This is a genomic window from Burkholderia singularis (genome assembly GCF_900176645.1).
GTDB classification, from domain to species: Bacteria; Pseudomonadota; Gammaproteobacteria; order Burkholderiales; family Burkholderiaceae; genus Burkholderia; species Burkholderia singularis.
This window is the reverse complement of the sequence record NZ_FXAN01000037.1, coordinates 15,539-38,630: the sequence shown is the minus strand read 5'-3', so window position 1 is coordinate 38,630 and position 23,092 is coordinate 15,539. Positions and strand designations below refer to the sequence as shown.

The window sequence follows — 23,092 nt, the reverse complement described above, 5'->3', positions numbered from 1 at the left end:
CTGTCTCACGCATACCGCAGCGCGTCGACGATCGACAGCCGCGCCGCATGACGCGCCGGCAGCCACGCGGACAGCCCCGCGACGATCGCCAGCCCGAAGAACGTCAGCGCGATCAGCTTCCATTCGCCCCACACGCGCACCGTCAGCGCGACCGAATCGATCCGCGCGGGCGGCGTCCACGCGAGCCCGCTGTGGTTGACCGCGAACGCGAGCGCCAGCGCGACCACCACGCCGATCGACGCGCCGACGACGCCAAGCAACGCGCCCTCGCATACGAACAGCGCCTGAATCCCGCTGCGCCGCACGCCCATCGAGCGCAGCGTGCCGATCTCGACCGTGCGTTCGAGAATCGCCGTGCTCATCGTGTTACTGACGACGAACAGCACGATCGCACCAATCAGCACAAAAACAAAGCCAAAAATCATCGAGAACATCCGATTCGTCTGATCATAGAACGGATTGAGCGCGGCAAAATCGAGCACGTCGAGCGGCTGATTCTCGAAACGGCCGCCAAACAACTGATCAATTCGCGCGCGCGCGGCCGCAAGCTGCGTGGTGTGCTTGAGCTGGATCTCGATGGCCGTCACGCGCGGCGCGTCGCCGCCATACACGAGCCGCTGCGCGCGCGGCAGATGCATCGCAAGATAAACGTCGTCGAACTCCTTCACGCCCTGCTGCTCGGCCTTCACCGCCGTAAAGCCGCCGACGTTCGGCGCGCCGTAGGCGTTCGCCGCGAGCACTTCGATGTGCGTCGCGCCCGAACGCTCGCCGCGCGGCTCTCCCTTTTGCGCGTCGGCCTCGGCGGCCGACAGCGCGAGCACATCGGCGGGCGCGTCGGCGGCCTGCGCGGCGGAAGCGCCGGAGGCGGCCGCCACGTCCTGCGCGAGATCACCGCCGCCGCAATCGGGCACGGCAAGCGGCTCGCACAAATGCAGCACGCGCGCGACGCCGTGCCCGACGATCACCGCATCGGATGCGGTGCCGACGAGCGGATACGGCTTCGGCGCGAGCGGAAAACCGTAGTCGTTCCACTGCTGCATCCGGTTTTGCTCGTCGGCGTTCGCGCCTTGCACGAGCACCGTGCGCGACACGCCCGCCGCAAAATTGCCGGCGATTCCGCCGAACTGCAGCGTCGGCGTGATGACCGCGATCATCGGCGACAGCACGGGATCGTCGCGCAACTGCGCAATCAGCCGCTCGTAGCCGCTGATGCCATAGGCGACCGGATTGCCGCTGCCGTACTGGAAGTAGCCGTGCCGCTGAATCTGCAAATGGCCGGTGCGGCGCACGAAATCGGTTTGCAATCCGAACGTGATGTCCTTGCTGAAACCGCCGAACAGCAGGATCGCACACACGCCGACGATCATCGCGAGCAGCGTCGTGATCGAGCGCCGCCGGTTGCGCTGCAGATTGCGCAGCGCCAACATCAAGGTATGCATCTGCTCTACGCCTCCTGCGCGGCGCGGCGCCGTCCGACGATGCGGCCGTCGCGGATTTGCACGATGTCGTCGGCCGCTTCGAGCACTTGCGGATCGTGTGACGACACGATGAACGACACGCCGCTGTCACGCTGCATCTTGTGCATCAGCGCGATGATCGCGCGGCCCGTGACGCTATCGAGGTTCGCGGTCGGCTCGTCGGCCAGCACGAGCGACGGGCCCGCCGCAAGCGCCCGCGCGATCGCGACGCGCTGCCGCTGCCCGCCGGACAACTGGCTCGGCCGGTGCTTGCCCTTGCCGCCAAGCCCGACCGCGTCGAGCAGTTGCGCGACGCGCTCGGCGCGCTCGCGCGGCGGCTGGCGCGCCATCAGCAACGGATACTCGATGTTCTCGTAGGCGGACAGCACCGGCAGCAGGTTGAACGACTGGAACACGTGGCCGACCTGCCGCGCCCGGAAATCGGACAGCGCATCGTCCGAAAGCGTTGCGGTGTCGTGCCCGGCGACCACGACGCGCCCCGCATCCGGCCGGTCGATGCAGCCGATCATGTTGAGCAGCGTGGTCTTGCCGCTGCCGGACGGGCCGCTCAACACGGTGAAGCAGTTCGCGCCGATCTCGACCGACACGTCGGCCAGGCCGGTCACCTTCACACTGTCGAGCAGATAAGTCTTGCTGACGTTTTCGACGGTGACGATCGTCATCCCGCGCCCCCGGTGCGCACGCGCGGCGTGGCGGCGGCCGCGGCCGTGGCCGCGCCGGCCGGCCGCGCGGGCCGGGCCGACATCGCCGGCGCGGCCGGCAGCGAGCGGATCAGCCGCTTCAATTGCAACCGGTAAGCGAAGTGCTCGACCTCGATCACGTGCCGCTGCGTGTCGCTGAAATGAATGCCGCCGTTCCAGTTCGAATGGTCGCGCTGAATCAGGCGGTCGAGCCGGGCCGCTTTCGCGGGCGCGGCCTCGCGCGCGCGCAGGTAGCGCGACACGAGCTGCGCTTGGTAGTCCATCAGTGGCCAGTTGCCGGTCGAGGTCTGGAACAGCCCGACGAAGAACAGGTTCGGATGCGCGCGATCGAATACGTTCAGATACAAGCGCGGCTGCATCTTGTCCCACTGCAAATACGACTGATCGAGAAACGGGAAGCTCAACTGGAAGCCCGTCGCATAGATGATCACGTCGATCGGCTCTTCGCTGCCGTCCGAAAACGCGACACGGTCGCCGCGCAGTTCGACGACGTCCGGCTTCGCGACGAGATCGCCGTGCCCGAGGTGGTAGAACAGCGTCGAATTGATGATGAAGTGCGATTCGAACAGCTTATGGTCGGGCTTGGGCAGCCCGTAGTCTTCCGGCTGGCCGGCGGTCGTCAGCCGCAGCAGCCGCTCGCCGAAAAAGCGCCGCGCCCACAGCGGCATGCGCAGCTTCAGCGGCCATTCGGCCCATTCGTCTGCGGGCATTCCGAACAGGAATTTCGGCCAGTAGTAATAGCCTCGCCGCGTGCTGTGGAACACCGCCTTTGCGTGATGCACGGCCTCGACCGCGATGTCGCAGCCGGAATTGCCCGCGCCGATCACCAGCACCCGCTTATCCTTGAGCACGTCGGGCGTCTTGTACAGCGCCGAATGCAGCTGCAATCCGTCGAAGCGGCCCGGATAGTCGGGCACGCGCGGCTTCGACAAGTGGCCGTTGCAGACCAGCACGCCCTTGTAGTGGCGCACCTCGTGGCCGTCGAGTTCGACGCGCCACAAGCCGCTATCGGGCAGCGGCGCGACTTCGAGCACGGTGCGGTTGAATTCCGTGTGCTCGTAGACGCCGAAGCGCCGCGCGTAGTCGCGCAGATACGCGAGCGCCTGATCGCCGCGCGCGTAGGTCGGATAGTCGGCGGGCATCGGGTAGTCGGTGTACTCGGAAAACGCGCGCGAGCTGATCATGTGCACCGATCGGTAGATCGCGCTGCACGGCTTGCCGTAATACCACGTGCCGCCGAAATCGTCCTCGCGTTCGATCAGGTCGAAATCGATGCCCTGCTCGCGCAGATTCTTCGCGGTCGTAATGCCTGCCGCGCCGCCGCCGATGATGCAATAGCGCTGGCTGTCGTCCCGGCTGGGGGTCGTTGTCATCGTCGTCACTCCAATTCAGTTGTGCGCTTGCGCATCAGGCTGTCAGCGAATCGGCGAGCGCGCCCGATTCGGGCCGGGCCGGCTCGGCCTCGCCCAAGCGCGCATCGTCGAATCGCATCAGCACGTAGCCGCGCGCGTCGAGCACCGCGAAACGGCCGGTCACATATTCGGCGACGCAGTCTGCCGACGACGCCGGCAGACGCGCGAGCTTGACGCGGCCGATGCGCCACGTCGCCGGCGCCTGCTGCCGCGACGCGCTCCATTCGGCGAACAACACGCGCAGCACGTGCTCGACGTGATTGACCGGCAAGCGCAATTCGAGCGGAAACGGCAGCGTCCAGAGGCTCAGCACCGCCGCAGGCGACACGCGGCCGATTCTCACGATGCCCGCGGACGCGTCGTCCGGCACGCTCCAATCGCCCGCCGGCAGCAGCTCGCCGTTCCATGCGGCATAGGGCACGGCAGCCAGCGGCTGGTGCGCGGGCTGCAAGCGGGGCGCGCGCGCGTATGCGGCGCCGACCGGCTCCGGCTGAGGTTGATAGACGAGCGTCATCGCGAGCAGCTCGGCGCGGGTGCGCGCATCGCTGCAGCGCACGTCGACGCACCAGACGTCACCGATCATGTAGCCGACCGCCTTGCTGTCGATCTCGACCGGTTCGACGCCGCCCGGCACCTCCGGCAGCGCGTCCAGATGCAGCGTGACGTTGGTCATCTCGGCCAGCTGACGCGGCTCGCCTGTCGGCGGCATCACCCAATCGCCCACCGCGCACGCGTGTTCGAGCACGAGCGACGCGGGCAGCACGACGCGGCCGTTGAAGCGGAACGCCTGCGCGAACGGGGTGACGGCGGGATCGACGGTGTAGCGCGTCTCGAAGCGCTTGAACGGACGAAAGCGCAGCGGCTCGCCCGCGTGGTGTCCGCGCGTGACCAGCTCGCCGATGTTCGGCAGTTCGTGAATCGGATTGAAACCCTTGATCTGCACGGGCGTCGGCGCGCGGCCGATCGCGCCGACGAACGTCACTTCGCCGCTGCCCGGCGACGCAAGCTCGCGCAGCCAATGGCGCACGCCCTCGTCGACGTTCATCGGCGTCACGTAGCGCTGCGTGATCGCGAAGTTCGTGATCATCCCGACACCTTCCCAGGTCGGCCATGCCAGCGTTTTCACGCCGCACGCGGGCGACAGCGCATGGCGCGCCGCCCACAGGCCCAGACGCGCGAGACCGTCGTTCGCGGCCGCGTAATCGGTCTCGCCCGTCATGCCGCCCCAGCGGCCCGTCAGCGAGCCGACGTTGCAGAACCGCACGAGCCGCGGACGCGCACGCACCGCGTCGCACAGATTCGCGAAGCCGAGCACCTTGGTGCGCACCGTCGCCTCGAAATCGTCCGCGCTCTTCTGCACGAGCCGCACCGGACGGTCCACGCCCGCGTTGTGAATCACCATGCGCAGCGAATCGCCGAGTTCGTCGCACAGCGCGCGCACGGCGGCCGCATCGGTCACGTCGCAGACGCGATAGCGCACCGGCAGATCGCGCGCGGCGAATTCGTCGAGCGCCGCCTTCAGCGCACGCTGGCGCTTGAGCCGGGAAAGGCGCGCGCGAATCGCTTTCGGCGGATTGTCCGGCGACGCGGCGCGCAACTGCTCGTGGCTGTATCGCTTGAACCCTTCTTCATTGAGCGCGGCCCACGGCTCGCTGCCTTCCGGCGGCGTGTCGCGGCCCGTGACGATGACCGTGCAGCCGTACTGCTCGGCAAGCGCGCGCGCGCACAGCAGGCCGATGCCGCGCGCGCCGCCGGAAAACAGCACGGCGTCGCCCGGCGCGAGCAGCGCGGGCGCGGGCGCTTCCGCCGGCGGCAATTCATGGCGTTGAGCGTGCAGCGTATAGCGCACGCCCTGCCGGTAGCCGACTTCGAACAGCCCCCAGCGATACAGCTCGTTGACGATCAACCGGTCGACACGGCGCGTCTCGTCCGGCGAGATGTCGAGCACCCGCACGTTGCAGTTCGGCAGCTCCTGCGGCAGCGTCTTCGCGAATCCCGCCCACAGGCCGCCGAGCGGTTGCGTGAGCGTGTCGTCGCCATAGCCCATCATGCCGTCCATCCACGTGACGGCGACATAGAAGAGCCGCGACGTGTCCTCCACCTCCGCCCATTCGTCGTAGCACACCTTCAGCAGCTCGACCGTGCGGCGCATCGGCGCTTCCCACGCATTCGCCGCATCGAGCGCGAACGGCGTTTCGAGGCCGAGATCGATGATGCCGTCGAGCGGGCCGGATTCGTCGAGAAACGTTTTCGCGGCAACTGCGCAATCGACGTGCTCGGCCGGCGCGAACACCGACACCTTCGCGCACGCGCGCGCGAGCGCCGCCGCCACGCGCTCGACCGTGCCGCCGCGCCCGTTGACGAGCGCGATCCGCTTGCCGCTCAACGCGGACGACGGCATGTCGGACACCGGCTCGACGGGCGTCGGACGCCACGTAAAGCGCCACGCCGGCACGCTCGGCACGCTCGCGGCCTCGGCCGCGCTACCGGACGCGGCCAAAGCCGGCTGGCCGGCCGTATCGGTCATATCGGCCGCGTCGGCCAACGCGTGCGCGCCGGGTTCTGCGGCGCCGGCCGATGCGGCCGCCGGGCAGGCCGCCGCGAGTCCCGCCGCGCCGGCCGCGTGCGCCGCACCGGCCGCGCCCGGCTCGCGCGCCGCGTGCATCGGGCACACCGCGCGTTCATTGCCCGCATAGCCGCCGGCCTGATCGGCCGCACGCGCCTGCTCGTATTCGCGCACGCGCGCGAAATGGCTGCGCTCGCGCTCGCGCGGCTTCACGATCAGCCGAATGCCGTGCACCGGCCGCAGCGAGATCATCGCGCCAAGCTCGATCGGGTGGCCGGGCAGCGCGTTCAAATCGCAATGCTGCGCGATCACCGCCACCAGCACGCGCATTTGCAGCAGCGCGGTCTGAAAGCCGATGCATTTGCGCATCCCGCCGCCGAACGGGAAGAATGCGTAGCGATGGCGGCCGACGGTCGCCTCGCTTGCGAAGTTCTCCGGGTCGAACGCGTCCGGATTGCGCCAGAACGCGGGATGCCGATGCGTGACGTAAGGCGACACGAAAATCGACGAGCCCGCCGGGATGTGATAGCCGCCGATCTCGTCGTCGTCGACGAGATCGCGCGTGAAGCCCCAGATCGGCGGATAGACGCGCAGCACCTCGTCGACCACCTGTTGCAGATACGGCAGTTGCTCGAGATCCTGCACCGTCGGCGCCCGCCCGCCGAGCCGCGCGTCGAGTTCCTCGCGCAACTGGCGCAATACCGCCGGATGCTGCGCGAGCGCATAGAGCGCCCACGCGAGGCCCGAGCCCGTCGTCTCGTGCCCGGCGAGGAACACCGTCAGCACTTCGTCGTGCACTTCCTTTTGCGTCAGCGGCTGGCCGGTGTCCGGGTCGCGGGCGTTCATCAGCATCGAGATCACATCGCTCGGCTCGCAGTTGCCTTCGCGATGGTCGGCAATGATCCTGTCGATGATCGTGTTGATCGCGCGCTGCGCATGCGCGACCTTGCGATTGAAGCGCGTGGGCACCCAGCGCGGCGTGAAATCGTTTGCGTCGCCCTGCGGCATCATCGCTTCGATTCCGAAGCGCACGGCCGGCCCGAGCGCTTGAGCGTGCGTCGACACGTCGGAGTTGAAGACCATCAAGCCGAGCATTCTCAGGCTCAGCGTCATCATTTCCTCGACGACGTCGATCGCCTCGCCGGGCGGCAGCCCGCTCCAGCGGTGCGCGAGCGCGAGCGCCGCGTCGCCCACCGCCGCCGCGTGCGATTCGACCTGCTTCTTGTGAAACAGCGGCTGAACGACGCGCCGGTGGCGACGCCAAAAGTCGCCGTCGGTCGTCAAAATGCCGTCGCCGAAAAACTTCTTGAAATTGTCGTAGAAGCGTCCGCGCACGTAGTTGCGATGATTCTCCTGCAATACGTACTGGACGTAGTCCGGATGCGCGAGCGCATGCGTGACGAAAGGCCCGAGCCGGTTGCGCACGACGTCGCCGTATTGCTGCTGCAGGCGCAGCAGCATCGTGATCGGATTACGCTTGTACTCGGCCAAATTACCCATCATGAGGCTGCCGCGCGGCCCCGGCGCTTGGCTGCGTTTGCTCATGCCGTCTCCCTTTCGGTTGCGCGACGCGCGACGAGCGCGTCGACTTCGGCCTTCGTCGCATAGGCGCCCGTCGTCCGGTGCACGTAGCCGATCACGACGCCCGTCACGTCGGTCATCTGCATCAGCATCCGGCCGTCGGGGCGCACCGCGACGAAGCGGTTGCCGCCATGCCCGCCTTCAAGCGCGAACTCGCGCGGCGTTGCGTACAGATCGATCCGCTCGTGACGGCTCGTCAGTTCGCAATCGTTGCCGCCTTCGTATAGATCGATTCGGCCGATCGTCAGCGGAGCAGCAAGCGGAATATAGTCGTCGGCGACATAGTTCAGCGCGGCGACCCGTGCCAGGCCGTCGAGCATGATGCTCGGGACCACGAAGCGCGAGAACACCGGATCGTCGACGGCGACGTTCAGTTGATAGCGCGCGCCCTTGCCCGACGCGCTCATGCCCGTGTCGGTGGTGGACACGAACATATTGGTCAGGCGCACGGGCGCCGATTCGAAATGGTAGGGATCGGCGACCGGCGTGCGCGGCTCGCTCTGTGCGGGCCATACCGGCGCATACGCGTAGCGCGGCGCGACGAGGGCCTTGATCTCGAAGTGCAGCTTGTCGCGCACCAAAAGCTGGCCGTTCGGCGCGAACACGTCGCCCGTCACCCGCACCTGCACGACCGACGTGTCGCCTTCGCGGCCGACGAGCTGCGCGTGAATCCGCTTGGTGCTCGGCCGGTCCGCGTCATAGACGCGCAGGAAATGGCGGAACGCGGCGTCGCGGAAACCCACCACGCACTGCCCCGGTATCAGCTTCAGCGCGGCTTCGGCGGCGAGCTCCGGCACGAACGTGCCGGGCAGCGTCGCGAAGCCGTTGACGACGTGGTGCTGCAAATACGCGTCGGTACGCAGGTCGAAGACGCGCTCGAACGTCACGCTGTCGCTCGTGCGGCTCACTTCGCGGCCCAGGTAGAAATCGCGCGCGGCTGCCGGCACGGCAGGCGCGGATTGCGGCACGGGTTGGGCCGCGGCCGGTGCGTGCGGCTCGGCGCGCTGACCCGGCGCGCGCCGGTTCGACGACGCGCTCGGCATCGACGGTTCGCTCGGGGCCGACGTGGCATGCGCCGCTGGCACAGCTTGCGCATCGTTGTCGAAGAATGTCGGCAGATAGGCCTCGATCGCACGGCGCTCGGCGTCGCCGAGATGTACGGAACTGGCGGCGCGCGCGCTCAGGTTGATCTCGCGCAGGAAGTGATGAATCCCCTCGTTGGTCCGCATGCTGGTGAACAGCCCGCTCTTCTCGAGGAACGCGCGCGTCACGGGGTTCGAGCCGAGGCCGACCGAGCGCCACAGCGTCCAGCCGATCGTAAACTCGTCCTGCGCGAGCGCCTCGCGGTGATAGGCCGCCTGCGTGTTCAGGAAATCGTTGCCCGATGCGTAATCGGTTTCGCCCGCCTGCCCCGTCAGCCCGATGAACGAGCCGAAGTTGCACCACGCGCGCGGCTGCGCGGCGCCGAACGCGCTGCGCAGATTCCAATAGCCGCGAATCTTGATGTCGCGCACCGCGACGAAATCCGCGAACGATTTCACGTTGACCGACGCCGAGCGATTGAGGCCCGCCGCGTTGATGACGAGATCGACCGGCCGGCCGGCGGCGGTGATCCGTTCGACCGCGGCGCGCACGCTCTGCGCGTCAAGCACGTTCGCGCGCAGATAGAACACCTTGTTCGGGCCGCAGTACGACTGCATCACGTCGATGTTGCGGCGCGCGGCGCGGGCGTCGATCTGACGCTCGAACGCCTTGATGATCGCGGGCAGCGGCAGCGTCGGGTTCAACGCTTTCTGCTCGCGGATGTAATCGGCGCGGCGGCGCGCGAACGCTTCGTCGCTGCCTGCGTATACGTCCGGGCCGTAAGCGTCGAGCGCGCTGCTGCCGATCAGGTAGATCGTCGGGCGGAAATGCTCGGCCACCGATTTCATCAGCTCGGCCGTGATGCCGCGCGCGCCGCCGAACGCGACGATCACCGAATCGGGGCCGATCCGCGCGAGGCCATCGGCGGGCAGCGCGCCCGCATCGCGCGTGACGCGCGGCGTCAAGCGCCGCGCACCCGCCAGCGCGACCACCGGCAGCAGATGCTGCGCGCCGCTCTCGCGCTCGGCCTGCGCGACGCCTTGGCGGATATCCGCATCGCTCGTGAGCACCGCGAGCGAGCGCGCTTTCGGCAGCTCGATCGCGAGCGCCTTGGCGAATCCGGTAAACATGCCGGCGTCCGGGTGCGGCACGCCGTCCTTCACCGCGTCGAGCAGCAGCTCGACGAACGAGCCTTCGGCGGCCACATCGTCATAGCACTGCTTGAGCGTGACGAACGCGAGATCGTGCAGCTTCAGCCGCTGCGGCGTCGGCGCGGCGAGATGGTCCGGCGCGAGCGCGCTCGCGTTCAACGAAGTCAGCACGCGCACGTGGCTCGTGCCGGCCGGAATCAGCGCTTGCAGCGCGGTTTCGTCGACCGTGTCGATCACCGCGACGCGTGCGCGCGAGAACGTCGTCGCACGCGTGGAGAGCACCAGCAGATCGGCGGGCAGCATGCCGATGCCGTCGAGCAGCTCAGGCATATCGGTGACGACCACGCTGCCTGCGGGCAGATACGCCAGGGTGCCGGCGCCCGCCTGCCACGGCGTGTCCAGCCATTCGATCCGGTAACGGGTAACGCCGAGCGGTTCGCCGTCCGCGGCGACGTCGACAGCTTTCAGCGTCTGCGGAATCGCCACGCGCGGCGTGGCCGGCGCGCCGGGCGCAACCAATGCGTGCGCGGTGGCAACGGCGGCGGCAGTGGCCGGCACGGCGGCAACGCCAGCAACAGCCGGCTGGGCCGACGCGCCCGGTACGACGGCGCTGGCTGCGGCGCCCGCGCTCTTGCGCGTGCGATCAACGGGCGCCGGCGGCTGCTTGCGATCGACGCGCAATCCGAAGCGCACCTGATCGGCGCCGTTGCCAAACGCGATCGATGCCGCATCCGGACCGCTCACGAGCGCGCGCAGCACCGCGAGCGCGCCGTCGGCGCCCGCATACGTGATCTCGCGGCCAGCCGCATCGCGCAACACCGCAGGCGCGAGCCCTTCGTCGAACTCGCGACCGCTTTCGACCCACGCCAGCACCGGCAGCCCGGCCGCCTCGGCCTGCACCTTGGTGGTCACCGCGAACAGCACGATGCCCTCGGCGAGCGGCTTGTCGAACGCGGGCTGCACTTCGTCGGCCGAGTTGCCGTTGATGCCGCCGACGATCGCCATATCGAGTTCACCGCTCCTCAGGAAGCGCGACGCGACTTCGAACGCGGCCAGCGTCGACGCATGTCCGGCGTCGACAGTCATGTTCATCCCGTGCAGATCGTAGTAATTCGCCACGCGCGCCGGAATCACGTTCGGCATCATGCCGGGGAACGAATTCTCGGTGGTCGGCGGCACGAGGCTCTTTGTTTTGTCCGCAACGCGCGCGAGCAGCTCGTCGAGCGCGGCGCGCGACGCATCGTCGGCGCCCGCGCGCACGGCGGTCGCGATATCGTCGATATAGCAGCGGCTCGCGTACAGCGCGGCGTTGCGCGTCGGGCCCATATGCCCCATCACCACGCCGATCGTGTTCGCATGCGCGCGCCAGTAGTCACTGATCTGCTCGCGCAGATCGTGCGCGGCGTCGAGCGCCATCAATTGGCAGCGATCGAGCGCGCGCAGCACCGCGGGCGGCATGCGCACGCGCTCGAAGCTCGGCAGCGCATACGTGAGGCCGAAGCTCGCGCCCGGCTTCGCGCCGGTGCCGGCAAGCCATGCGGCGACGGCGTCGCGGCTGTCGAGGCCGGGAACCTTCGCCGACCAGCCGACGATCGCAAGCGGCTCGCGGTTGACGCGCGCGGCCGGCTTCGGCGCGCGCAGATCCGGCCGGTATTCGCCGACGATCAAGTGGCCGTTCGTGCCGCCGAAGCCGAAGCCCGACACGGCCGCAAAACGCGGCGCGTGCGGCTTGCGCGGCCAATCGACCGGGCGCGTGGGCACCGTGAGGCCGCTCGATTCGATCTCGAACTCGGCCGGCGGCTCGGCAAACCGGTGCTGCGGCGGAATGCAGCCGTGCTCGAGCGCGAGCAGCACCTGAATCAGCGATACGACACCCGCCGCCCAGCCGGTATGCCCGACGAGCGATTTGTTCGACGTGACCTGCACCGGCCGCTCGCGGGACAGCATCTCGCGCAGGCTCTGGAATTCGGCGAGATCGCCGGCCGGCGTGCCGGTCGCGTGCGCGACGACCCAGTCGATCGATGCCTTCGGCACGTCGGTCTGCTGGTATGCGCGGCCGATCGCAATGCTCTGGCCGGCCGAATTCGGCGCGTAGATCGCCTTGCCCTTGCCGTCCGACGACGAGCCGAACGTCTTCAGCACGCCGAGCACGCGGTCGCCGTCGGCGATCGCCCGCTTCAGGCGCTTGAGGATCACGATGCCCGCGCCGTCGGCAAACAGCACGCCGTCGCTGGCCTTGTCGAGCGGGCGCACCTCGCCGCTCTTGGACAACCCGTGCAGCTTCGCGAACATCACCGAGCCGCGCGGCGCGAGCGCGAACGCACCGCCGCACGCGACCACGTCATGCTTGCCCTCGAGCAGGCTCTTCAGGCCGAGATCGACCGAATAGAGCGACGACGAGCATGCGGTGTCGATCATCATGTATTCGGCGTCGTCGGGCAGCACGCCGCGCATGGCGTTCAAGCCCACCCGGTGTGGGAAAAATTCGGCAAGCTCGCCCTCGTTGCCGCGCGCATAGCGCGCGCGCAGCATGGCGTCGATCTGCGCGATGCGGCGCGCGCGCGCCTCGGCCGTCACGCCGGCCTCGTCGAGCGCCGCGCCAAGCCGCGTGCGCATGGCCGCCAGCACCATCCCTTCCTCGAGATGCTGGCTGCCGTCGGCGGTGTAGCCGACGACGAACGATGTGCGGTCGCCGTCGCGAATGGTCACGCCGGCGAGCGCCTGGCGCAGCGAATGGCGCAGCCACAGGGTCGTCAGCTCGTGCGGCGCGGCGGCGGCGTCGATCTCGGCGCGCAGCTTCGCCTCGGGCTCGAAATGCTCGATGAACACCGAGCGCGACTGATAGCTCTTGTCTTCGGCCGACAGGTCGGGCGAATAGAACGATCGGTAATCCCAACGATCGGGCGGCACGTTGCCGAACAGCTCGGGGCCGTCGAGAAGCGCCCGCCAGAATGCCTGCGGATCGCTCGCGCCCGGCAGCGCGACACCCATCCCGACGACGGCGATTTCGTCGGCGTCGTCAGCGTCGTCGCTCGAATCGGCGGCGGGCGCTTGTGCGGTGGCAGGCGCTGCCGCTTGCGGCGCGGCAACCGCTTGCGCAAGCGCGGCGGCAGGCGCCGATGCAGCGGCAGCCACAGCGGGCGCCGTCTGCGCGAAGGCGGCCGGCGCTTGCGTCAGCGACGCAGCCAACGCTTGCGCGGACGGTGCGGCGGCGGCCGAACCCACCGCCGGTGCGGCATGCGCGGCGCTCGCTTGCGCAGCCTGCCCGAATGCCGCCGTCTGCGCCGCGTTCACCGCGGCGGCGGCATTTGCCGGCGCAACCGGCGCCGCGGCCGCTGCGTGCCCCGCATCCGGCTGCGTGCGCCACTCAGGCCGCGGCGACAGACCTTCGCTGCACAGCGACATCCCGCCGTCCGCGACAATCACCTGCCCGGTAATCCAGCGCGCCGCATCCGACGCGAGAAACAGCACGACGTCCGCGAGATCGTCCGGCGTCGCGAGCCGGCCCAGCGGCGTCGCCGCGATGCTCGAACGCTTCGTATTCTCGGGATCGGGGAATTGCGCGGCGACGTCGCCGTCGATCAGCGTCGACGACGCGCCGTTCACGCGAATGCCGGCCTGCGCGTACTCGACAGCCAGATAGCGCGTCAGCGATTCGAGCGCGGCCTTCGCCGTGCCGACCACGAGATAGTTGGCCGGCACCAGAATCGCGCCCACCGACGACACGTTGACGATCGCGCCGCCGCCGGCGCGCGCCATCAGCCGCGCGGCGCGGCGCGCGCACCAGAATGCGCCTTTCAGATTGGTGTCGATCGCGCGGTCGAAATGCGCGGATTCGATGTCGTCGATCGGCAGCAGCGCGCCCGACGCCGCGTTGTTGACGAGAATGTCGATCGTTCCGTATTTCGCCTCGATCTCGTCGAACATCCGGTTGACTTGCGCCTCCTGAGCCACCGACGCGCGCACGACGTCGACCGTCGCACCGAGCGCGCGCAGCTCTGCCGCGGTTTCCTTGGATGCATCGAGCGAATGGAAGAAGTTGACGATGACATGAGCGCCAGCTTCGGCGAATCGTCGGCAGATTGCCTTGCCGACGTTTTTCGCCCCGCCCGTCACCAGTACCCGTTTCCCCTTCAGGTAGGAGTTCGGCAGAATGGAATTCGACATATCTTTTGATCGATCAGGAGTGCAAGTGGTTAGGACGAGATGCCCCGTCTGAGCCGGCCCCTTCGATTGTTGTTCTGTCGGTGCAGGGGCGGGCGCGGGGCAACCGCCGCTCAGCCCGCGACGAGCGCGGCCTTGTGCTGGTGTTCGTAGACGAAATCGACGATTTGTCCCATCGTCTTGAAATCGCCGGCCCGGAAATTCGACGGAAGCGGCGGCAGCCCATAGCGTGCGCTGATACGCTGAATGATTTCGGTCTGCTTGACGGAATCGATTCCAAGCTCCGCTTCGAGTTCGACCGTTTCGGTGAACACTTCGACCGGATACTCCATAGCTTCAGCATAGATGGCGACAAGCTCGTTGAACAGCCGATCGCGCGGCACGCGCGCTACGCCGGCGGGCGCGGCGGGCGCAGCGGGCGCGGCGGGAGCAGCGGGCGTAGCGGGCACATACGACGGCGCGGCAGCCTGCGCGACGGGCGCGAAAGCGGCATGGGACTCCACATGCGTGGCGGGCGCGAAAGCCGCGGAGGCAGCAGGTGCGGCGGGCGCGGCCGGTGCATAGGCCGCCGGTGCGGCCGGTGCAAACGCAGCGGGCTCGACCGGTGCAAATGCCGCAGGCGCAACGGCGGCAAACGCGGCGGGTGCGGCGGGCGCAACGCGAAGGTCGGTAACGATCTGCGGCGCGGGCGTTGCTTGCAGGCCGCGGTGGGCGTGCGCATCGAAGAAACGCTTGAGTTCGCCCTTGATCTTGTCGACGATTCCTGGGCCGCTCACGCGCCAGAATTCATCGAAATCGGGTTGCAGGTTGCTTGCTCGGATGTCGTCGTTCATGGTTCGGCTCTCTTTGTCGAAATATGCGAGTACGTTTTCCACTGCGCCCAGCTCGTCGCGCACGCTCGCGGCGCCGGAGAAGGTTTTGACGCCCCCCGGTCCCACGACGCGTATCGCGATCTTGCTGAGCGCATTCAGCGCGCCGCACTCGACGAGTACGCCAACGCCAGACGCCTTGAGTCTTGCCACCGCCTGCGCAAACTGCACCGGCAATACGAGATGATCCGCAAGACAAGCGCCGAGATCGTCGGCGCCGGCGTAATACCGATTCAAAATCGGCGAATAAACCGGATATTCAAGCGGCCCGGTTTTATAACTCTTTAACCGTTTACCGAATTCGACGCGCGCATTTTCCAAATCCTTATGATGAAATGCGTATGGCGAATTCAAGATTTGTGCAGAAATATTTTTCTGCGCGCAATAAGCAATGAATGTCTCGACATGGCGATGTGCGCCCGACACCACCGTTTGCGCCGAATGGTTCTCGACCGCAATGCTCACGCGCCCGGGCTGCGCATCGAGCGAATCTCCAAAGCATGCCGCAACGAGTTCGCGCACCGCCTGCGGCGCGGCGGACACCGCTGCCATGCGGCCGTCGGACGGCGCCATCATCCGCAACGAATCGATCCGGTCGCAAACCATCTCGGCCCCCGTCTCGACCGAAAACGCGCCGCCGCACGCAAGCGCGGCAATCTCACCGAAGCTGTGCCCAACGAGCACGGCCGGCCGCGCCCCACGGGCGCGCAACGCTTCGAAGAACGAAACGGATGCCGCATAAAGCGCGAGTTGCAGCAGATCGGGCGCATGCTGCAGCCATTGGCCGATGTCGAGACGCTCATCCCCGAGCGCCGTCAGCAGCGAACGGCGCAGCCGCCGCACGGCCACCGCGTCGATAGCCTGCATCGACCGTTTCACGACGGGATAGGTACGACTCAACGCCTGGGTCGCGCCCGCGTAAAATGCACCTTGCCCCGGAAACAGAAATGCTGCTTGCATCATGTGATTGCCTTTATCCACCAGCCACGCCGAGTAACTCGACGATCGGTCGAGAATGTGTCCCCCCAAGTCTCCGCTCGTTATTCGATTACGCATCGCGGCGGCGATATGCAACCTCTAATCAATAATGCATTAACGATAAAGTAACATGGGGATATAAATACCTATGTTCGGCATACTACACATCCTCTACTGGTATTTAATATCAGGAATCGTCAAGTCATCATTCTTTGACGATTCATTCAATCGCACCAATATATCTGTCAAGAAATGTGAATTCCCGGCTGCGCATTGGCAGTCCGGGCGGGCCGCCTGGATTGAGCGTGCTGCGGAAGCAATGGACGTCGCGCGCAAACGGCTTTCGCCGAATACCGGCAATGTCACCGCTATTTCACAATGATTTAAAATATGCGCGATGCCGCTTTTGCCGGATTTATTCAATCGGCCGGCGCGATTTGTTAAAAATCATGGATTCGCCGCCGCGGCGAATTCGCTACTGAATTGACGAATCGCGCAATCGCCGGCGCCCGAGTCCGGCAACCCGGATTATCCGCCGCCAGGAACAAATCGCGCGCGACGCAACAGAACGCGCCGACGCGATTGCCCCCTTATTTCGCAATAGTCCCGCAGCCTTCCAGTATGCCGGAGCCCTCGCGACGGTGAAATTCCCGCACCGGTATACTTGGACATTTTTTGCCTCAACGTAGGCTGGCCCGCCGTCTCATGCTGACTTCCGCCCTCGTCCGACTCGTTGCCTGGTCGGTGCGGCGCCCGATTTGGGTCGTCGTGCTGTCGCTTGCCATCGCCGCATTGAGCGGCGCCTATGTCGCGCGCCATTTCAAGATCAATACCGATGTCAGCAAACTAGTCGAGAACGACCCCAAATGGGCTCTACTCGGCCACGCGATCGACGACGCGTTCCCGCAGCGCAACCAAACGATCCTCGCGGTTATCGAGGCGCCCGCGCCCGAATTCGCGAGCGCCGCGGCCGATGCGCTCGCCAACGGCTTGCGCCGCGAAACGGACGCGGGCCGCATCGGCCAAGTGTCGGAGCCCGCGGGCGGCCCGCTCTTCGAGCACAACGGCCTGCTGTTCCTGCCCGAGCAGGATGTCTCGAACACGACCGGACAACTCGCAAGCGCGCGGCCGCTCATCAACGTGCTCGCCAAGGACCCGAGCGTCACCGGGCTCGCCACGACACTATCGACCACGCTCGGACTGCCGCTGCAATCGGGCCAGGTCAAGCTGCCGGGCATGGCGAAACTGCTGTCGCAGAGCGCCGCGACCGTCGACGCGGTGCTCGCCGGCCGGCCCGCCGCGTTCTCGTGGCGCGCGCTCGTCGATCCCGAGGCCGCCCGCCAACCCGCACGCGCGTTCGTGACCGTGCAACCCGTGATCAATTACCAGGCGCTGAAGGCGGGCGAACAGACCTCTCAGACGATTCGCGACACCGCGCGCGCGCTCGAACTCGACAAGCGTTTCGGCGCACGCGTGCGGCTGACGGGCGAGCAACCGCTCGCCGACGAGGAGTTCGCGTCGGTCGAGGACGGCGCGGCCGTCAACGGCATTGCGACGCTCGCGATCGTGCTCGTGATCCTGTGGATCGCGCTGCGCTCCAAGCGGATGATCGCGGCCGTGTTCGTCACGCTGTTCGTCGGCCTGGCGGTAACCGCCGCGCTCGGGCTGATGATGGTCGATTCGCTGAACATGATTTCGGTTGCGTTCATGGTGCTGTTCGTCGGGCTCGGCGTCGATTTCGCGATTCAATACGGGGTCAAATACCGCGAGGAGCGCTATCGCGATCCGGACCTCGATCATGCGCTCGTCGGCGCCGCGCATATGATGGGCATGCCGCTCGTGCTCGCGACGGCGGCCGTCGCGGCGAGCTTCTTCTCGTTCCTGCCGACCGCCTACCGCGGCGTGTCCGAACTCGGGCTGATCGCGGGCGTCGGGATGTTCGTCGCGCTCGGCACCACGATGACGCTGCTGCCTGCGCTGCTCAAGCTGCTCGCGCCGCCCGGCGAGCGGCAGTCGCCCGGCTTCAAGCGTCTTGCGCCCGTCGACGACTATCTCGACCGCCATCGCAAGCCGATCCTGATCGGCACGCTCGCGATCGTGATCGGCGCGCTGCCGCTGCTCGCGCATCTGCGCTTCGATTTCAATCCGCTGCATTTGAAGGACCCGCGCAGCGAATCGATGGCGACGCTGCTCGCGCTGAAGGATTCGCCGGAGGCGTCGGTCAACGACGTGTCGCTGCTCGCGCCGTCGCTCGCGGCCGCCGACACCGCCGCCAAGCGCCTCGGCGCATTGCCGGAAGTCGGCCGCACCACCACGCTGTCGACGTTCATCCCCGACGCGCAGCCGCAAAAGCTCGCGTCGATCGCGGCGGCCGCGCGCGCGCTGCTGCCCGCGCTCACGCAATCGCCCGCGCCGGCCGTGCCCGATGCGCAGCGCGTCGCGGCGCTCAAACGCGCGTCGAACCTGCTCGAATACGCGGCGGAGGATTATCCCGGCCCGGGCGCGGCGGCGGCCAAGCATCTGTCCGAGTCGCTCGCCAAGCTCGCGGCGGCCGACAGCGAAACGCGCGATCGCGCCGAAACAGCGTTCTCGTCGACATTGCGCATCGCGCTGAACCAGCTCGCGATGCTGCTGCAGCCGTCCGGCATCACGCGCGACAATCTTCCGCCGCAAATCGTGCGCGATTGGGTCGCACCGGATGGCCGCGCGCTCGTGCAGATCTCGCCGAAGGTGCAAAAAGGCGCCGATCCGGGCGACGACGCGATGCTGCGCCGTTTCGTGCAGGCCGTGAAGGCAGCCGAGCCCAACGCGACCGGCGGCCCGATCTCGATCCTGCACTCGGCCGATACGATCATCCGCGCGTTCCTGCAAGCCGCCGCGCTGTCGATCGTGTCGATCACGCTGCTGCTGTGGGTCGCGCTGCGCCGCTTCGGCGACGTGCTGCGCACGCTCGTGCCGCTGCTCGTGTCGGGCGTCGTGACGCTCGAGCTGTGCGTGCTGTTCGGCATGCCGCTCAACTTCGCGAACATCATCGCGCTGCCGTTGATGCTCGGCGTCGGCGTCGCATTCAAAGTGTATTTCGTGATGGCGTGGCGCGCGGGTCAAACGGGCCTGCTGCAATCGAGCCTCACGCATGCGGTGCTGTTCAGCGCCGCGACAACCGCGACCGCGTTCGGCAGCCTGTGGTTATCGCATCATCCCGGCACGGCCAGCATGGGGCGCCTGCTCGCGCTCGCGCTGTCGTGCACGCTGATCGGCGCTGTCGTGTTCCAGCCCGTGCTGATGGGCAAGCCGCGCGACAAGCGCGTGACGAATCAATCGCAAGGAATCGATGAATAAGATCAAGACGCGCCTGTCCGCGTCCGCGCTCGCCGCAGCCGCGCTGCTGAGCGGCTGCGCGACCGGCCCCAACCGCACCCCGGGCGACCCGCTCGAACCGATGAACCGCACGGTCTTCAAATTCAACGACGCGGTCGACCAGACCATCGCCGTGCCGATCGCGAAGGGCTATCAAGCCGTCACGCCGACGCCGGTGCGCACGGCGGTCAGCAGCTTCTTCTCGAACCTTGGCGACCTCGGCAACATCGCGAACAATCTGCTGCAGCTTCGTATCACCGACGCGACGCAAGACATGATGCGCGTTGTGATCAATTCGGTATTCGGCGTCGCCGGCCTGTTCGATGTCGCCTCGCTCGCCGGGCTGCCGAAACATCATCAGGACTTCGGGCTCACGCTCGCGCGCTGGGGCGTGCCGGCCGGCCCATATTTGGTGCTGCCCATTTTCGGGCCGAGTTCGTTTCGCGACGGCGTGGGCCGCGCAGTCGACGTTCGCTTCAATCTGCTGAACTACATCGAGCCCGCCGCGCGCAATCCGATGTATGTCGCGCAATTCATCAGCGCGCGTTCGGATCTGCTCGGCGCGACCGATCTGCTGCAGCAGGCCGCGCTCGACAAATATTCGTTCGTGCGCGACGCATATGTCCAGCAACGCCGCTCGCTCACGTATCGCGGCCACGGCAACGATGAACCGGCGCTGCCGAACTATGGCGAACCGGACAGCGAAGCCACGCCGGGCGCGAAGCGCGGCAGTGGAGAACCGGGCGGCTTGCCGCAATACCAGGATCCGGGTGACGCGGGCAGCGGCGGATCGCCGAGCCATTCGAATTCGGGCAAAGCGGCGCGCGAGCCGGCCGGGCTGCCGCAATATCGAGACCCGGGCGACGATACGGCCATGAAAAAAGGCGGCGGCGCGGCTGGCCACACAGCAGCGCCGGGCGCTGGCAAAGCGGCATCGCCCGCGTCGGGCGCCGCCGCGCACTAACCGCGCCGGCATTGCCGTCAATACAGCGGGCGGCTGCCGTCGCAGCTTCGGCCAAGCTCCGCCGTCCCGCTATCGGAATGCCGGCATCAAAAGAAAAACCCCCGGGCGAAGCCGGGGGCAGCTTACTTCAGCCCTGCATGGCAGCACGGGCATCAGCCTCTTCGATTCATTCAATTCGACTCGACGAACTGAATATACGGCGTCGTTCCGCCGTTTGCCGAACAGGTTCCCAGCTTCAGGTTGTTCGTCTCGCCCGTCGTGCCGCCGTTCGTCGGGCCAATGCAGCTCGGCGAACTGGTCGTGCCGTCATTGACCGCGAGCTTCACCGTCAGCGACGAGCCCGAATTGAAATTGACTCCCGAGCCCCCGCCGTTGCCGACCACGTTGAACTCCGACGTGTTCCACACATACGCGATCCCGAGCGTGCTATCGCTTTGCGTAACCGAGTGAGCAACGCCGCCGTAAGTGAACGTCACGGTATCCACGCCATTGGCCGCGGCGGAGCCGGTCAGCGAAGCGGACGCGAGCTGCGAGGCCGGAACGAACGAGACGGCCACTGCATTGCTGTTGCGATAACACGCATATTGCGGGCTGTACGAATACCATCCGCGCGGGCATCCCTTGCGCGAATAATCGCTGCTAGACAGGAACATCCAGTCCTGAATAAACGCTTGCGGCCCCGCCGGCGCCGGGCTGTCCGCGCCGTTGTATGTCGAATAAATGAACTGCTGCCAGACTGAGCACGACGTATAGCCATACGACGCGCAAGCGGGCGAGCCGCTGGCAAAATTGGTATTGAGTTGCAGCGTATAGCCATTGGTTCCGCCGTATCCATTCGGGTTGTTCGTCGACGTCACGCCTGAAACAACCGGAAAGCTGCCGACGGCCGACCGCGTCAACTGCGCGGTCTGCGCGGAATAATCGTAGCCGTTGCCCACTGTCTGCGGCGCGCTATAGGCGTCGCGTCTCGGGCCGACTTTCGGGCTCGACCGGTATTTCGGGCTCGCCAGGCACGTCTCCTTTTCCCAGGTCAGATTGGGGTAGACCGCGCGAAAACAGCCTGCCGCGGGTGTCGCGACTTTCTTGATGTGCTCGTGCCAAACCTTCAGCGCTTCAGGGCTCGCCTGAGCAGCAGCGGCCACGGCGGCGGCATCGGCCGGCTGGTCGGCAAACGCCGACGAAAGCGAGGCGACACCGAACAAGCCCGCCACGCACGCAGTAAGGCCCCAACGGCCCAAGCCAGATTTCTTTTTCGATTGCATGAGTACCCCCTCCACAAGGGAAGTTTCACTATTCACATGTCATTTGGAAAACGGACAGAGCGATATCGATTGAATTGATCTATACCCACCTCCCCATATTTTTCGATCGCACCGCCTTCGCCATTCTTTATTTTCGATGCGTCGAATTTTCGGCCGCGGCATTAGCGGCAATCACAGTGCTTAATCGTGGCGATTCAAAGGAATCAACCTTTCGTCTCGTTCATCGGGTAACACCTCTCTTTGCAGCGCCGCTGCCATCGATCGTGCACGGAAAAATTCCCAGTCTTGCCAGGAGCCGAGATCACGCATCCATTCGGTCCGATATCGCGGCAGCGCTGCACCAAACCTCGAGCGCTTCGGGACTTACATCGGCAACCGCGGCGCCGATACGAATCCAAACCAAACACGCTCGTAAATCCTCGACGGCAATACCATCGGCAATTCGCTTTTTTTGAAAAAGCGATCAGCAATTCATTCGAGATATCGATAAATTACCCTTTACCATCAGCCCGCCTATAAAAACAAACAGACGTCCAGTCGCGTCACATTCGGCCCGGCGATCGAAAACAAGCCGCATCAAAACATCCGGCTTATTTTGAGATAACCATTCAATGAAATATCGGCAGCTATGCCACGGCCACTCTCTCCAGCACCTCACCGTGCAGATAGTTGGTCATGCAAAACGATGCGATAAGAAAACTACGGCGCTGCGTTTTTTAATAAGCTATCAAACTTTTTTTGATTTTAAATTTAAATATTGTTAAATTTACAGAATGCCGACTTGACAATTACATAAAGGAGAGATAGGGATCAGGCCCCGCGCCATGCGCCGGCGCGCTCGACCGCGCGCCGCACATCCACCAGCGTCGCCCGCGCCGCGCGCGCATCGCCGGCAACCTGCAGCAGTGCGCCGAGCTGTGACGGCTGCCGGGCAAGTTCACGCAGAATTGGAAGGATCGCGGTGCTGCCGTCGTCGCGCAATCCGGCTGTCGCCGCTTTGGGCAGGGTGCGCCACGCAGGATCGACGATCGCGCGGCATACCGCGAACGGCACGCCGCGTGCCGCCGCAAACGCGCCCGCTATGTGGGACTCCATGTCGACCGCGAGCGCGCCTTTCGCACGATGCAGCGCAGCCTTGTCGCACGCGTCGATGACAGGCTCGCTGACCGCCGCAAGCGTGCCGCACCGCACCCGCGACGCGACCGGCCCGCCGGCGAGCGCGGCAACGATCCGCGCACTCCATCGAGCATCAGTCTCCAGCCGTCCGAACGGACCGTCGACCGCATCGGCGATGACCAGCGCGCCCGGCACCAGGTCCGGCGCGAGGCCACCCGCCGTGCCGAAACTGACAACCGCCGCGCATCCGTGCGCGGCGGCCGCGTCGGCGAGCGCGCGCTCGAGGCGGTCCGCGCGCGCCGCATAGACCGCCTCGACGCCCGCGCCGCGCGCAATGCGCGCTTCGAACGCCATCCCTGCAACGGCGATCACCGGCGCCGCCCCCTGGCCGGACCTCGACGCCATCGGCC

The 23,092-nt window shown here is 66.5% G+C and carries 11 protein-coding genes; 3 read left to right on the top strand and 8 right to left on the bottom strand.

All coding sequences use genetic code 11. The features are described from left to right. Positions 1–5 precede the first annotated feature (5 nt). The 6 genes from BSIN_RS05225 to BSIN_RS05200 form a co-directional block, all read right to left on the bottom strand. Entirely contained in the window at positions 6–1,439 is a 1,434-nt protein-coding gene (locus BSIN_RS05225; RefSeq protein ID WP_089339728.1) for an ABC transporter permease, read from the bottom strand. A 5-nt stretch (positions 1,440–1,444) separates the two neighbouring features. After that, the gene (locus tag BSIN_RS05220; protein WP_089339727.1) at positions 1,445–2,140 is read right to left on the bottom strand and encodes an ABC transporter ATP-binding protein; all 696 of its coding nucleotides are present in this window, start codon (positions 2,138–2,140) and stop codon (positions 1,445–1,447) included. Further along, entirely contained in the window at positions 2,137–3,552 is a 1,416-nt protein-coding gene (locus tag BSIN_RS05215; RefSeq protein ID WP_369828138.1) for a flavin-containing monooxygenase, read from the bottom strand. The genes BSIN_RS05220 and BSIN_RS05215 overlap by 4 nt, the downstream gene beginning before the upstream one ends. A 34-nt stretch (positions 3,553–3,586) precedes the next feature. Continuing rightward, positions 3,587–7,702, bottom strand: a complete 4,116-nt coding sequence (locus tag BSIN_RS05210) for a cytochrome P450 (protein ID WP_089339726.1) — start codon at positions 7,700–7,702, stop codon at positions 3,587–3,589. Beyond that, positions 7,699–14,139 carry an SDR family oxidoreductase gene (locus BSIN_RS05205; protein ID WP_089339725.1) on the bottom strand — a complete coding sequence of 2,147 codons (6,441 nt, stop codon included), beginning with the start codon at positions 14,137–14,139 and terminating at the stop codon, positions 7,699–7,701. The genes BSIN_RS05210 and BSIN_RS05205 overlap by 4 nt, the downstream gene beginning before the upstream one ends. A 110-nt stretch (positions 14,140–14,249) precedes the next feature. Beyond that, complete coding sequence (locus BSIN_RS05200; protein WP_173678633.1) at positions 14,250–15,968, bottom strand: acyltransferase domain-containing protein; 1,719 nt, start codon at positions 15,966–15,968, stop codon at positions 14,250–14,252. Between the two features lie 163 nt (positions 15,969–16,131). Here BSIN_RS05200 and BSIN_RS25155 point away from each other — a divergent pair, with 163 nt between their 5' ends. From BSIN_RS25155 to BSIN_RS05190, 3 genes are all read left to right on the top strand, one after another. Beyond that, positions 16,132–16,365 carry a hypothetical protein gene (locus BSIN_RS25155; RefSeq protein WP_143757345.1) on the top strand — a complete coding sequence of 78 codons (234 nt, stop codon included), beginning with the start codon at positions 16,132–16,134 and terminating at the stop codon, positions 16,363–16,365. Between the two features lie 323 nt (positions 16,366–16,688). Further along, on the top strand, positions 16,689–19,322 hold the full coding sequence (gene hpnN, locus BSIN_RS05195; RefSeq protein ID WP_089339724.1) for a hopanoid transporter HpnN: 2,634 nt from the start codon (positions 16,689–16,691) through the stop codon (positions 19,320–19,322). Next, positions 19,315–20,304: an MlaA family lipoprotein gene (locus BSIN_RS05190; RefSeq protein WP_059571202.1), complete on the top strand. Its 990-nt coding sequence runs from the start codon at positions 19,315–19,317 to the stop codon at positions 20,302–20,304. Before hpnN ends, BSIN_RS05190 begins: the two co-directional genes overlap by 8 nt. A 170-nt stretch (positions 20,305–20,474) precedes the next feature. Here BSIN_RS05190 and BSIN_RS05185 read toward each other — a convergent pair whose 3' ends face one another. Beyond that, complete coding sequence (locus tag BSIN_RS05185; RefSeq protein WP_089339723.1) at positions 20,475–21,566, bottom strand: hypothetical protein; 1,092 nt, start codon at positions 21,564–21,566, stop codon at positions 20,475–20,477. An 810-nt stretch (positions 21,567–22,376) separates the two neighbouring features. Further along, entirely contained in the window at positions 22,377–23,087 is a 711-nt protein-coding gene (locus BSIN_RS05180) for a phosphorylase (RefSeq protein ID WP_089339722.1), read from the bottom strand. Positions 23,088–23,092: the final 5 nt, after the last annotated feature.

What these genes read in the sequence shown, in the direction of transcription:
- BSIN_RS05225 (WP_089339728.1), bottom strand. Translation starts at nt 1,439, where the DNA reads ATGCATACCTTGATGTTGGCGCTGCGCAATCTGCAGCGCAACCGGCGG.
- BSIN_RS05220 (WP_089339727.1), bottom strand. Translation starts at nt 2,140, where the DNA reads ATGACGATCGTCACCGTCGAAAACGTCAGCAAGACTTATCTGCTCGAC.
- BSIN_RS05215 (WP_369828138.1), bottom strand. Translation starts at nt 3,552, where the DNA reads ATGACAACGACCCCCAGCCGGGACGACAGCCAGCGCTATTGCATCATC.
- BSIN_RS05210 (WP_089339726.1), bottom strand. Translation starts at nt 7,702, where the DNA reads ATGAGCAAACGCAGCCAAGCGCCGGGGCCGCGCGGCAGCCTCATGATG.
- BSIN_RS05205 (WP_089339725.1), bottom strand. Translation starts at nt 14,139, where the DNA reads ATGTCGAATTCCATTCTGCCGAACTCCTACCTGAAGGGGAAACGGGTA.
- BSIN_RS05200 (WP_173678633.1), bottom strand. Translation starts at nt 15,968, where the DNA reads ATGATGCAAGCAGCATTTCTGTTTCCGGGGCAAGGTGCATTTTACGCG.
- BSIN_RS25155 (WP_143757345.1), top strand. Translation starts at nt 16,132, where the DNA reads ATGTTCGGCATACTACACATCCTCTACTGGTATTTAATATCAGGAATC.
- hpnN (WP_089339724.1), top strand. Translation starts at nt 16,689, where the DNA reads ATGCTGACTTCCGCCCTCGTCCGACTCGTTGCCTGGTCGGTGCGGCGC.
- BSIN_RS05190 (WP_059571202.1), top strand. Translation starts at nt 19,315, where the DNA reads ATGAATAAGATCAAGACGCGCCTGTCCGCGTCCGCGCTCGCCGCAGCC.
- BSIN_RS05185 (WP_089339723.1), bottom strand. Translation starts at nt 21,566, where the DNA reads ATGCAATCGAAAAAGAAATCTGGCTTGGGCCGTTGGGGCCTTACTGCG.
- BSIN_RS05180 (WP_089339722.1), bottom strand. Translation starts at nt 23,087, where the DNA reads ATGGCGTCGAGGTCCGGCCAGGGGGCGGCGCCGGTGATCGCCGTTGCA.